Origin of the sequence: Qipengyuania nanhaisediminis (genome assembly GCF_900115585.1) — a bacterium.
Classification (GTDB): domain Bacteria; phylum Pseudomonadota; class Alphaproteobacteria; order Sphingomonadales; family Sphingomonadaceae; genus Qipengyuania; species Qipengyuania nanhaisediminis.
The window spans coordinates 42442-54571 of sequence record NZ_FOWZ01000002.1 but is presented as its reverse complement, the minus strand read 5'-3'; the positions used below and the strand labels follow the sequence as shown (position 1 = coordinate 54571).

10 protein-coding genes are annotated in these 12130 nt (G+C 60.9%); 3 read left to right on the top strand and 7 right to left on the bottom strand.

What is annotated here, in order from left to right; genetic code table 11:
- Window position 1 precedes the first annotated feature (1 nt).
- Window positions 2-322: a GCN5-related N-acetyltransferase gene (locus BM173_RS05880; protein ID WP_090478712.1), complete on the top strand. Its 321-nt coding sequence runs from the start codon at window positions 2-4 to the stop codon at window positions 320-322.
- A gap of 19 nt (window positions 323-341) precedes the next feature.
- Here BM173_RS05880 and BM173_RS05875 read toward each other — a convergent pair whose 3' ends face one another.
- The 6 genes from BM173_RS05875 to BM173_RS05850 form a co-directional block, all read right to left on the bottom strand.
- Window positions 342-2594 (bottom strand): M3 family metallopeptidase, encoded by a 2253-nt coding sequence (locus BM173_RS05875; protein ID WP_090478708.1) that lies wholly within the window; start codon window positions 2592-2594, stop codon window positions 342-344.
- Window positions 2595-2739: 145 nt separating this feature from the next.
- Window positions 2740-3387, bottom strand: a complete 648-nt coding sequence (locus BM173_RS05870) for a hypothetical protein (RefSeq protein ID WP_245755793.1) — start codon at window positions 3385-3387, stop codon at window positions 2740-2742.
- The gene (thpR, locus tag BM173_RS05865; RefSeq protein WP_090478705.1) at window positions 3384-3923 is read right to left on the bottom strand and encodes an RNA 2',3'-cyclic phosphodiesterase; all 540 of its coding nucleotides are present in this window, start codon (window positions 3921-3923) and stop codon (window positions 3384-3386) included. The genes BM173_RS05870 and thpR overlap by 4 nt, the downstream gene beginning before the upstream one ends.
- Window positions 3924-3947: 24 nt before the next feature.
- Complete coding sequence (locus tag BM173_RS05860) at window positions 3948-5117, bottom strand: GGDEF domain-containing protein (RefSeq protein WP_143089577.1); 1170 nt, start codon at window positions 5115-5117, stop codon at window positions 3948-3950.
- 126 nt (window positions 5118-5243) lie between these two features.
- On the bottom strand, window positions 5244-6158 hold the full coding sequence (locus BM173_RS05855; RefSeq protein ID WP_245755792.1) for a lysozyme: 915 nt from the start codon (window positions 6156-6158) through the stop codon (window positions 5244-5246).
- 187 nt (window positions 6159-6345) lie between these two features.
- Entirely contained in the window at window positions 6346-7326 is a 981-nt protein-coding gene (locus BM173_RS05850) for a hypothetical protein (RefSeq protein ID WP_090478700.1), read from the bottom strand.
- A 172-nt stretch (window positions 7327-7498) separates the two neighbouring features.
- On the opposite strand from BM173_RS05850, the gene uvrA reads away from it, so the two are divergent.
- Entirely contained in the window at window positions 7499-10423 is a 2925-nt protein-coding gene (gene uvrA, locus BM173_RS05845) for an excinuclease ABC subunit UvrA (RefSeq protein WP_090478697.1), read from the top strand.
- Window positions 10424-10698: 275 nt separating this feature from the next.
- Window positions 10699-10992: a hypothetical protein gene (locus BM173_RS05840; RefSeq protein WP_090478694.1), complete on the top strand. Its 294-nt coding sequence runs from the start codon at window positions 10699-10701 to the stop codon at window positions 10990-10992.
- Window positions 10993-11160: 168 nt separating this feature from the next.
- On the opposite strand, the gene BM173_RS05835 is transcribed toward BM173_RS05840, so the two are convergent.
- The gene (locus tag BM173_RS05835; RefSeq protein WP_090478691.1) at window positions 11161-11871 is read right to left on the bottom strand and encodes a helix-turn-helix transcriptional regulator; all 711 of its coding nucleotides are present in this window, start codon (window positions 11869-11871) and stop codon (window positions 11161-11163) included.
- Window positions 11872-12130: the final 259 nt, after the last annotated feature.

Sequence of the window (12130 nt, the reverse complement as noted above, 5' to 3'; positions counted from 1 at the left end):
CATGGCTGCCGATCATCTAGTCCAGCGCTGGTTCGCCCTGACGAGGGAGGAACTGCCTGCACTTGCCGGCGCGCGCGGGTGGCCGGTACATCTCGACCACTGCTTCCAGCGCATCCTGCTAGACCATGCCACGGGCGGCCCCTGGCGTGATACCATCGCTTCGCCTGCCTATCGCAACGCAAGCGACGAACAATTGCAGCAGGCGATTGCCCTTGGCGAACAGGCCATTGCCGGGGAGCAGGACATGGACCGGCTCAACGACAAGTCACTCGCATGGCGGGGCAAAAGAAAAGGCCGGACCAAACGGCCCGGCCTTTCCTGATTTGCGCTGACTGGCAGCCTTAGTTGACGGCAGTATCCGGGAGCTTGCCGTCCGACACTTCACTGTCTGCCGCTTCGTCACCGGCGACAAGGCCGCGCGCTTCGAGCATCGGGGTCACATCGGGTGCCCGGCCAGCGAAGTTCTGGAACATCTGGAAGTAATCCATCGTCCCGCCACGGCTAAGCACGGTTGCGCGATAGTGATCGCCGTTCTCACGCGTGAGGCCGCCGTTCTCGATGAACCACTTGCGGCTGTCGCGGTCGAGCATTTCGGTCCACAGGTAGCTGTAATAGCCGGCGGAATAACCCGCGGGCGAGCTAAAGATGTGGCTGAAATAGGTGCTGCGATAACGCGGCGGCACGAGGTCGATCTCGAGGCCGAGTTCTTCGAGCGAGCGACGCTCGAACGCGTCGACCTTTTCCGGCGTATCGATAGCGGCTGCTTCGGCAGGCGACAGCGCGCTCCACTTCATGTCGAGCAGGGCGGCTTCGACGACTTCGCCGAAATCATAGCCCTGGTTGAACTTCGCCGCGGCTTCGATCTTCTCGATCATCTCGTCGGGAATGGTCTCGCCGGTTTCGTAGTGCTTGGCGTAGTTCGACAGCACGCTCGGCCAGGTGGCCCACATTTCGTGGACCTGGCTGGGATATTCCACGAAGTCGCGCGCCGTGGCGGTGCCCGACAGGCTTTCATAGCGCTGGTCGGCGAAGAAGCCGTGCAGCGCGTGGCCGAATTCGTGGAAGGTGGTGTTCACCCAGTCGAAGCTGACCAGCTGGACTTCGCCTGCCGGTGCCTTCGGGATGTTGAGCACGTTGTAGATCACCGGCTTGGTGCCATACAGATGGCTCTGCTCCACGAAGTTGCTCATCCATGCACCGCCACGCTTGGACGGGCGCTGGAACGGGTCGAAATAGAAGATGCCCAGTTCGCTGCCGTCGCGGTCGAAGACGGTGTAGGTCGTCACATCCGGGTGATAGACCGGCAGGTCCGTGCGCTTCTGGAAGGTAAGGCCGTAAAGCTTTTCGGCCATGTAGAACACGCCGTCCTCGAGCACCTTGTCGAGCACGAAATATTCCATCACCGCATCTTCATCGAGGTCGAACTGTTCGGCCTTGATGCGGTTGGCATAGCGATACCAGTCCCACGGTTTCACTTCGTAGTCGCCGCCATCGGCAGCGATTGCGGCGGTCAGCAGGGCAGCTTCACGGCGCTGGGTCGCGGCGAGGGCAGGAACCATCTGTTCCATGAAATCGAGCGCGGTCTTGGGCTTTTCGGCCATGCGATCCCACATGGCGTAGCTGGCCCAGTCGGCTTCACCGAACAGCGCCGCCTTGTCGGCGCGCAGCTTGGCGATCTTGGCGATCAGCATGCGCGTGTCGACATCGGTCGTGCCGTCGGCACGGTGATAGCTAGCCATGAACAGCTTTTCGCGGGCAGCGCGGTTTTCCATGCTCGGCAGCAACGGCTGCTGCGTCGTGTTCTGGAGCGCGATGGCATACTTGCCGTCGAAGCCCTTTTCGGTCGCCAGATCGGCAGCGGACTTGATATCGTTGTCCGACAGACCGGCCAGCTCTTCGCGAGTGTCGAAGATAACCGGCTGGTCGCTCATCGCGGCGCGGGCGGCCTGGCTGAATTCGGTCGTCAACGTCGAGAGCTGCGAGTTGATCGCCTTGACCTGCTCGCGTTCGGCATCGCTCAGCAGCGCGCCGGCATGGACCATGGCGTCGTAGGTGGTTTCGAGCAGCTTGGCGTCTTCCACCGTCATCGTCATCGCGGCGCGGTTGTCATAGACCGCCTTGACGCGGGCGAAGAGCGCGGGGTCGAGCGTGATCGAGTCATAATGCTCGGTCAGCTTGGGGCTGATCTCGGTGTTGATCTCGTCGAGGCGATCGGTCGTGTTCGAACCGGTGAGGGCGAAGAAGACCGTGTTGATGCGGCCCAGCATGCTGCCGGCCTTTTCGATCGCGACGATGGTGTTTTCGAAATTCGGGGCGGCCGGATTGTTCTTGATCGCCTCGATCTCGGCCTTGTGGATCATCATCGCCTGCTCGTAAGCGGGCAGGTAATCGTCTTCGGAAATCTTGGTGAAGTCCGGCGCGTAAAGGGGCAGGTCGCTGCGCTCGGCGAAATAGCCGGTGCCAGCGGGAATATCGGGATTGTATGCCTGGGCTTCTTGCAGGTCTGCCAAGGGGTCACCTTCTTCGGTGTTGATGGTTGCGCACCCGCCAAGCAGGGCTGCGGCGGCGGTGGTGGCCAAAATCTGGGCCTTCATGGTCTCTCCAATAATTGGCGAAAAGCGAATGGACGGTTGTGCATCCGCAATATGGTTTCGTTTGCGACAATGGAGCATGAACAGGAATTGCAGGCGAAGTGCAAGTTTCGCGCGTCGAACCGTCGACGGTGGTCTGCAAAGGCGATCAGTCGAGCGTTTTGCCCTGACCGCGTTCGGCCTGCTCCTTCGCAGCCTCTGCCGCTTCGTCCAGCGCCTGGCGGTTTACCGTGACGATCCGCGGCTTGCCCCCGGTATCGTCGACTACCAGCCATAGCGAGCCGAGTTTGAAATAGGCGCCCTGGTCCTTGTCGACCGTCATTTGCGACAGATCGAGATCGCGCAGGACCGCGACCATGCGCTGGTCGAACACCTCATCGAACAGCGCGTCGATCTGGTCTTCGGTCAGCTCGCGCCGCTCGCCCTCGGCGTCGATATAGAGAAGGGGCAGGCCTACCTGTTCGAGCAGGCGCGCCTTGTCGCCGCTTTGCGCGGCTTCGCGAAGGGTCTCGATGGCAGCCTCGAACTGGCTCGGACTGGTGCCGGTGGCGCAGGAAATCGCACCGCCGTTGACGGCATCGTGAGCGCGGTCGAATTCGACATCGGGATCTTCCTGCTCGGACCATACCAGCAGGAGGCAGTTTTCTGCTGGGTCGTTACGGGCTTCCTCTTGGACGACCTGCATCAGCGGCTCGCGCTGGTCGTCCGGCACCAGGATGTCGGAAGGCGCGGGGGAGCAGGCTGCCAGGGCCGTCGTCAGGCCGAGAGCGGGCAAGAAGTGGGCTTTCAGGTTCATTTGCGTGCAGGATAGCGGACAATGGGGGTGTAGATCGACCCCTCCGGGTGCAATTCGCTCTCGTACAGGACGAATTCCTGCACGGTCCACGGCTCGAGCCGTAGGCGGCTGGTGGCGGAGAGGAATGCCTCGGCAGGACCACTCGCGCTATTCAGGCGGGCGAGGGTGATGTGGGGAAGGAACTTGCGCCCTTCCGCTTCAAGGCCGACTGCCTGGCAGGCCCTCTCGACCCTGCGCTGCAGACGGATGAGCGCCTCGCACTGTTCGACTCCTGCCCACAGGGCGCGGATGTGGCCTTTTCTTTCGAAAAAACCTGTACTTGCGATCACAATATCGAAAGGCTCGAAGTCGATAGAGCCCAGCCTGTCGGCAAGGTCGTCGGCCTGGTGGGTCTCGACATCGCCAACATAGCGGAGCGTCAGGTGCAGTTGGTCGTCATCTTGCCAGCGCGCGTCATCCACGCCCTGCATAAGGTCGATGAGGTGATCCCGCTGTGCGGGCGGCGGACGCAATCCGACGAACAGGCGATGGCTCATAAGGCAGTCCTGTTTCGCGCGATCTCAGCGATCAACCTGGCGCACGCGGTTACGGCCTTCGGTCTTGGCATCGTACATCGCGGCATCGGCGCGCCTGAGGCTTTCATCGATGGTGCTGCCGCGATCATGCGGGCCCATTCCGATCGAGGCGCTGGTCGCACCGCTGGGCAATCCGATGACCTCGTGAAGCATCGCGAGGCCTTCGCGCAAATCCTCTGCAAAGACCAAGGCGCGCTCCGCATCGGGTTCGTCGAGGAAGACGCAGAACTCTTCGCCACCCAGGCGGGCGGCGAAATGATAGCCCTCGCCATAGGCCCGCAAGGCATCGCGCATAAGCTTGCTCGCCTCGATCAGAGCCTTGTCGCCCATGTCGTGGCCATAGGTGTCGTTGATATTCTTGAAGTGATCGAGATCGACAAGAAGCAGATGCGCTATGTCCTGCGTCTGCCCATCCACGAGCCCGTATTCGAAAAGCGCGCGGCGGTTGTAGAGACCCGTGAGCGGATCGTGCTTGGCAAGAAATTCCGCCTGTGCGAGCGCGTCGGCCAGGTCCTCATTAAGACGGCGGTTCTCCACCAGCATATCGGCGGAGACACTGCGCTGCTGGGCGGTGGCGAAGGCGAACATCGATACGCCGATCACCAGTGCAGTTGTCCCGATGGCATAGGGCAGCAGCGCATCCCCGGCGTAGAGGTACAGGGCTACGAAAAGCGTGAGCAGGAAACCGATCATGAAGGCGAAGGTCTGCTCGCGCAAAGGCGCGGTCATCGTCACGATGAGGCCGACACCGGTTATCGTCCCGGCGGCAATGAGCAGGCGTAACGGCTCATTCAGAGGCTGGGCAAGTGAGGGAAGCAGGAGGTAGGCCCAGCTCATCCCGCCGAAAAACAGCATGATCGACAGGATCCGCAGCGCCGGTTCGAGCGATCGTCCCGTGTCGATCTGTCGGCGCAGGTGGTTGTAGGACATGTGAGCGCCGACAAGCGCAAGCACGCGCATGATCAACGGGAGGACGTAAGCTTCCGGATTGGCGAGAAAGAGTACCGCTGCCGCTATCGCGAGGACGCTGAGTACATTCGCAGAGAATGCACGTTGTTCGGTAATGAGAACGGAACGGACCGTCTCACGCCAGCTTGCGCGTAGCCAGTCTGCGTCCCGTTCGGGTGCGACCGAAAACCCATTGGCCGTCTTCACGCGGCTTTCCCCTTCTTGCCCCACCGACAACCTCCCGAGGGTGAGGCTCAATTATGCCCTATGAGATTTGGCAGAGACTTACAATCTTGCGCGGAAGCACATGACCTTTGTCATGATTGGAAAGGTTTAGGTCTCTCTGGGATCTTCGTAACTCGCGTCCATGAACATCATGGCCCTTCGCTCCGACCTGAATTCCAGCCCGCGCGCAACCTGACCGGCTGCATGCGTGTAGTCGAGTTCCGCCGCGATTTTCTCGTAATCGCCGGCCTTGATCGCCGCGTTCAGGCGAGGACTTTCCGCTTCCGAAACGTTTCCGAGCCCGACGTTGTAGACCAGGTCCAGAAGTGCATCGAACTCATGCTGGTACAACGGCAAATCGCCAACCAGAATGCGGACGCCGCGTTCCGCAGTCGCCAGGTCCCCTTCCAGGAAGGACAGTACCTGTTCTTCGGAAATGCGGTCTCCTACGCGCAGATTATCTCCCGGCGTTATCAGGTGACCGACGCCGACAGTCGGATAGCCTGCGACGTCGCGATAGACGGTATAACGGACGCCCTCTTCCTCGATGAGCGCCTGCTTGAACTGTTCGCTGGCCTTCATGAGCGCTGCAGGTTTACGGATGTCCTGTTCTTCCGCACTCATTATGTAAGTAGCTGCCGATTGCTGTTCGGCGCGGTTCTTTTGCGTCGGGGGGCCGGTAAAGGCAGCAAGTCCCACAGCGCCAGCGCCCATCATCAACGTAGCCCTCTTTCGCGTAGAGAACTTCGGTTTGACATTGAACACTTGCTGGGCGGCCATGCGGGCCCGCTTGAGGTCACTTCGGTGGCGGCGATGCTGCTTTATGCGCTTGAGTAGCTTGCGTGCGCGCTTCTGCTCACCCGCATGGGGCGTAGCGGTCCAGTTTTCGCTGTCGAGGGGGCGATCGAGTTCGCGCATGATCGCACGAATGCGTTCGTCCTGGAGCGAACCGGATATAGGCGCAGGTCGCAAGCGGTCGGGTGACGGAGCGACCCGATCCTTTTGCTCGACTTCCTGCTTCATTTTTATTTCTATTCCCGTGAATTCTGTATATGAAATCCTCTGCCCGAAGGCTGAGGGTATGGCCGATCTTCGGCCTGTCTTACCCAATCAACGGATCGACCCGCCGATTGGGTCCACGCTTCACCGCGCCTGGCACTCGCTTGGAAGAGTGGCACCTGTTGGGCAGGCGAAAGGCAATTGCCATTTTTCAGTTAGTTACGGACAAAGGCGGTGGGGGAGGTGGTTCGACTTCTCCGGGCGGGGGTGGGGGCAGTTCAGGCGGGTTCATGACGCTTTCCAGCGTCTGCAAGTCCAGCCTACGGCCCTTTTGCCCTGTCCCGACGAGCAAGGTCATGTGGTCTTTCCCGGTTCTGATCACCGCGGGGCTGGCCGACAGAAGACCCATGACGAGGCTTCTGCCGTTGTCGGTGTTGCGAGTCAGGGTCTCGCATCGGATGCTTGAGCCATTCCTGTTTTCCAGGCGACCGTCTTGGGTCCATTCGATGTCGATTGAGGTGCCAGGGCATTCCGACCAATCGATGCTGCTCGCACCGATGGTAATAACACCTGCATTCTCGCCGATGCCGAAACCCGAATGACCCCATCCTTCGTAGTTGGAGGCCATCCTCGGCACCCATTTGCCGGTCACGAAGTCGCGCTCCGGGATGTTGGCGAGGCGCCAGGCTTCGGGTTCGACAAGGACGAGTTCGGTCTCCCCGCTCTTCAAAACCAAGCGGGCGTCGCCAAGCCGGTTTACCGTCGGGTTCGAACCGAAGAAGCCGAAGAACCTGCCGTCACGGCCTTCCCAGTCCGGGGGGCACCCGATCAGTGTCTGCATGCGCGACCCATTGCCGGTATCGCGCAGGGTTCCATCTCTATCCAGCGAGGCCGGATTGCCGGAATGGTTGCAACCGATAGAGTAGGCAAGCCCATCGCTCCCCACCTGTACATAGGCGCGCCGCCAACTGATGTTTTCGCGCCAGCTCGGGGAAAACTCGTTGAACCGCTCGACCAGCCAGAAGCCCTCGATCTCGTCGAGCGAGGTCACGGCAGGCCCGATTTCGAGGGTTGGCGTAGCAGTTTCGGATGCGACAACTTCGCTTTTCGAAGACGACGGATCGCTACACCCGGTGAGGCAAGTGACTGAAAGCAAAGCGCCGATTGCGATGAGCGGGTTGGTTGTGACCATGCAAAGCAAACTCGCTTGGCGGCAATCCGGGTCCCCGCTTGTATTCGCCGAGGGCAAAACCCACATTCGCGGAACCCCCGCGCTTCTCGTCCGCTGCCCTCAGTGAAGGGCTGGACCTCCCATAATCGCGGCCCCTTGACCAAAGCGAACAATTCGGGAACACGCTTCCTTCATGGCACTTACGAAAATCTCCGTACGCGGCGCGCGCGAACACAATTTGAAGGGCGTGGATATCGACCTGCCGCGCGACAGCCTGATCGTGATCACGGGCCTGTCCGGCTCGGGCAAATCGAGCCTGGCGTTCGATACGATCTACGCTGAAGGGCAGCGGCGTTATGTTGAATCGCTGAGCGCCTATGCGCGCCAGTTCCTGGAGATGATGCAGAAGCCGGACGTCGAGCACATCGACGGGCTTTCGCCTGCCATCTCGATCGAGCAGAAGACCACCAGCCGCAACCCGCGCTCGACCGTGGCGACGGTTACCGAGATATACGACTACATGCGCCTGCTGTGGGCGAGGGTGGGCGTGCCTTACTCTCCGACCACCGGCCTGCCGATCGAGGCGCAGACCGTCTCCAACATGGTCGACCGGGTAATGGAATTGCCCGAAGGCACGCGGCTCTACCTGCTCGCGCCGGTGGTGCGCGGGCGCAAGGGCGAATACCGCAAGGAACTTGCCGAATGGCAGAAGGCGGGCTTCACCCGCGTGCGCATCGATGGCGAGATGTATGCGATCGAGGAAGCGCCCGCGCTCGATAAGAAGTTCAAGCACGACATCGAAGTGGTGGTCGATCGCCTTGCGGTGAAGGAGGGGCTGGAAACGCGCCTCGCCGACAGTTTCGAGACTGCGCTCAAGCTCGCCGATGGGCTTGCCTATGTCGACCTTGCCGATGGCGTCGTGCCGGGGCGCGAGGGCGAGGCCGAGGGTGGCGGCGCGATGAAGGGCGCTGGCCTGCCTGCTAACCGCATCGTGTTCTCCGAGCGTTTCTCCTGCCCGGTTTCGGGCTTCACCATCGAGGAAGTCGAGCCGCGCCTGTTCTCCTTCAACGCCCCCCAGGGCGCCTGCCCGACCTGTGACGGCATCGGCGAGAAGCAGCTGTTCGACCCGCAGCTAGTCGTGCCGAACGAGGCTCTGAGCCTCAAGAAGGGCGCTGTGGTGCCGTGGGCGAAGAGCAACCCGCCGAGCCCCTATTACATGCAGGTGCTGGCCAGCCTCGCGAAGGAATACGAGTTCGATCTCACCACCCCGTGGGAGGAGTTCGACAAGGAAATCCGCGACATCATCCTCTACGGCACCCGCGGCCGGGCCATCCCGCTGACCTTCAAGGACGGGCGCAAGCAGTACACGGTGAAGAAGCCGTTCGAGGGTGTCATCGGCAACCTCAACCGTCGCATGCTCCAGACAGAGAGCGCGTGGATGCGCGAGGAGCTGTCCAAGTTCCAGACCGCGCAGCCGTGCGAGACCTGCCACGGCAAGCGTCTCAACGAGAAGGCGCTGGCGGTGAAGATCGCAGGGACCGACATCGCCACCCCCACCAAGATGAGCGTGGCGGATGCGAAGGACTATTTCCTCAAGCTGCCCGAGGATCTCAACGACACGCAAAGCCAGATCGCCAAAGCCATCCTCAAGGAAATCAACGAGCGGCTGGGCTTCCTCGACAATGTCGGCCTCGACTATCTCAACCTCGACCGCACCTCTGGAACACTGAGCGGCGGGGAGAGCCAGCGCATCCGCCTCGCATCGCAGATCGGCTCGGGCCTTTCGGGCGTGCTCTACGTGCTGGACGAGCCCAGCATCGGCCTCCACCAGCGCGACAACGACCGGCTGCTCGAAACCCTCAAGCGCCTGCGCGATCTCGGCAACACGGTGATCGTGGTCGAGCATGACGAGGACGCCATCCGCCAGGCGGACCATGTGGTCGACCTCGGCCCCGGCGCCGGTGTGCGCGGGGGCGAAGTCGTCGCGCAGGGCACGCTGAAGCAGGTGCTGCGGAGCAAGAAGTCGCTCACCGCAGACTATCTCACCGGGCGCCGCGAGATCAGCGTCCCGGCCACCCGCCGCAATGGCAACGGGCACGAGCTTACCGTCCATGGCGCGCGGGCGAACAACCTCAACGACGTGACCGCCTCCATCCCGCTCGGCACCTTTACCTGCATCACCGGCGTATCGGGCTCTGGCAAGTCGTCCTTCACCATCGACACGCTCTACGCCTCCGCTGCGCGCCAGCTCAATGGCGCACGGGTGGTCGCGGGCGCGCACGACAAGGTCACCGGCCTCGAATATTGCGACAAGGTGATCGAGATCGACCAGTCGCCCATCGGCCGCACCCCGCGCTCCAACCCGGCAACCTACACCGGCGCCTTCACCCAGATCCGCGACTGGTTCGCGGGCCTCCCCGAAGCGCAGGCGCGCGGCTACAAGCCCGGCCGCTTCAGCTTTAACGTCAAGGGCGGCCGCTGCGAGGCGTGCCAAGGCGACGGCCTGATCAAGATCGAGATGCACTTCCTGCCCGACGTCTACGTCACCTGCGAGGAATGCGGCGGCAAGCGCTACAACCGCGAAACGCTGGAGGTGAAGTTCAAGGGCCACTCCATCGCCGACGTGCTCGACATGACGATCGAGGATGCGGAGGTCTTCTTTAAGGCCGTCCCACCGATCCGCGACAAGATGCACATGCTGAACGAGGTGGGGCTGGGCTACGTCAAGGTCGGCCAGCAGGCGACCACGCTTTCCGGAGGGGAGGCGCAGCGCGTGAAGCTGGCCAAGGAACTGTCGAAGCGCAGCACCGGCCAGACGCTCTACATCCTCGACGAGCCCACCACGGGCCTCCATTTCGAGGATGTGAGGAAGCTTCTCGAAGTGCTCCACCGGCTGGTGGACCAGGGCAATTCGGTAGTGGTGATCGAGCACAATCTCGACGTCATCAAGACCGCCGACCACATCCTGGACCTGGGCCCGGGCGGCGGCGTACGCGGCGGCGAGATCGTCGCGCAAGGCACCCCGGAAGACGTGGCCGAGGTGCCGGAGAGCTATACGGGCCAGTACCTCAAGCCGATGCTGGAGCGGCAGGCAGCCGCGAAGGAGGCGGCGGAGTAGTCCCAAAGCGCAAACCGCTCGGTATAGTACCCGCGACGCGCTAGCGTCGCCAAAGCGCGGAAGCGTAGTCGAAGACGCAGCTGGCCAAAGGCCACCTGCAAGCGCGTCGCGGCTTATGCCGCGAAGCCAAGCGGCCCGGACGGGCCGCGCCCGGCGTTTGAGGGCGCAAACAAAAAACTCCGCGCCCGAACGAGCCACCTCGCTCGAGGCAGTGTCCTTATCCACCCTGTGCTATAGCCAAGCCTTCACACCCGTCAGCTCAGGGAGTGTGGGTTATGAAATGGCTTGCCTTTCTCGTCGCCGCAGTGGTCGGCTTCCTGATCGCCTTCGGCTGGTCGAACAGCGAGGAGATCGGGGCGGAGGTGGACCGCAAGCTGGACGAGGACTTCGTCGAGCAATGCGTCGCCCGCGCGCGCTTCCCGGCAGAATTCCAGTCCAAGGCCCCGCAAATCTGCGGCTGCATGCAACGCGAATTCGACCGCCGCGGCTTCAAACTGACCGACGCTTTTGGCGAGGACAATGCGGAGATGCGGACCGTCGTGCAGGGCTGCGCGCGAAACGCTATGTAGCGGGGTGCGGAATTTGTCGCCTGATGAGCCAAACAAGTAGTGGCGAATTTGCAGAAGATTGGATTGGTCAGCGCTTCAAAGCTGACGGTCACCAGCAGCGCCTTGTGTCAGTCTGGCGCCAGGTGAGCCGTCGAGTAGCCGGAATGCTATTCTTTCATGCCGGTCGCATCACGCGTCCGTGAGGAAGCCGAGCTTATATCCCTTAAGAGCGGCCGACACGCGGTCGTTTACTTCGAGCTTTGCAAATAATCGCTTGAGGTGAGTGGCAACGGTTGGAGCGCTGATCCCGAGGATCACTGCTATCTCGGGATTTGACTTGCCGGCGCCGATCCATCGAAGGATCTCGATCTCCCTCGGGGAAAGCTTTTTGCTTGGCTCTTCTCGACCGATACTGAAATGATCGAACCTCCAATGCGTATGTTGCGCAATAGCATGCATCAACGACCTGTCAGCAGCCGCTAGATCTTCGTCGCTCACTTGGGTTGCACCGAAGAAACCTTGCACACGTTTTCTTCCCACTGTGGGCATGAGAAGGCCATCTGTAACCGGGGAATCGGCAAACTCGACTAAATAGGCCGCTTCCTCTTTAGTGGGTTCGAGCTCAGCTAAAGCTTCTCTTATCGACATGACCTTTTCTTGGGACATTACATGTGCCGGGAGTGGGTCGATGTCTCGGTATTTCAAAGCCGTATAGCGATCCATCCATCGGCGCGGCATTCCGCGCTCGAATAGCTGATAGTCGTTAAGATCGTTCGTTTTGGGAAGGACATAGCAGACGGCCTGAAATCCACACGACCGGAAGAATTGACTCACGACCTCAAGCAGCTCGTCAGCATCAGAGGCATGGTCGATTGACTTGAATATTTGGAAACCTGGCATCGGTTCTCCAGATATGATGAACTGTTTCCTGAAAACGCTCAATATCGATGGTTGGCGTAGAAACACGGTTAAAATATTCCAACCTATATGTTTAGTATCATTCAGTTAGATGACATTAGGTTGTGTGACTACTCAGAGTACAAGTAAATACGTACGTAGTTCCCACTTAGGGATCGCTTTCCAACATGAATTTCAAACGGAAAATCTGCGATCCGACTGTCAAATGAGGGGCTGCGAGATGTCAAAATCTCAGTATATT

Excerpts from the sequence above, each read along its gene's own strand:
- BM173_RS05880 (WP_090478712.1), top strand. The coding sequence starts at position 2 with ATGGCTGCCGATCATCTAGTCCAGCGCTGGTTCGCCCTGACGAGGGAG.
- BM173_RS05855 (WP_245755792.1), bottom strand. The coding sequence starts at position 6,158 with ATGAAGCAGGAAGTCGAGCAAAAGGATCGGGTCGCTCCGTCACCCGAC.
- uvrA (WP_090478697.1), top strand. The coding sequence starts at position 7,499 with ATGGCACTTACGAAAATCTCCGTACGCGGCGCGCGCGAACACAATTTG.
- BM173_RS05875 (WP_090478708.1), bottom strand. The coding sequence starts at position 2,594 with ATGAAGGCCCAGATTTTGGCCACCACCGCCGCCGCAGCCCTGCTTGGC.
- BM173_RS05840 (WP_090478694.1), top strand. The coding sequence starts at position 10,699 with ATGAAATGGCTTGCCTTTCTCGTCGCCGCAGTGGTCGGCTTCCTGATC.
- BM173_RS05835 (WP_090478691.1), bottom strand. The coding sequence starts at position 11,871 with ATGCCAGGTTTCCAAATATTCAAGTCAATCGACCATGCCTCTGATGCT.
- BM173_RS05870 (WP_245755793.1), bottom strand. The coding sequence starts at position 3,387 with ATGAACCTGAAAGCCCACTTCTTGCCCGCTCTCGGCCTGACGACGGCC.
- BM173_RS05850 (WP_090478700.1), bottom strand. The coding sequence starts at position 7,326 with ATGGTCACAACCAACCCGCTCATCGCAATCGGCGCTTTGCTTTCAGTC.
- thpR (WP_090478705.1), bottom strand. The coding sequence starts at position 3,923 with ATGAGCCATCGCCTGTTCGTCGGATTGCGTCCGCCGCCCGCACAGCGG.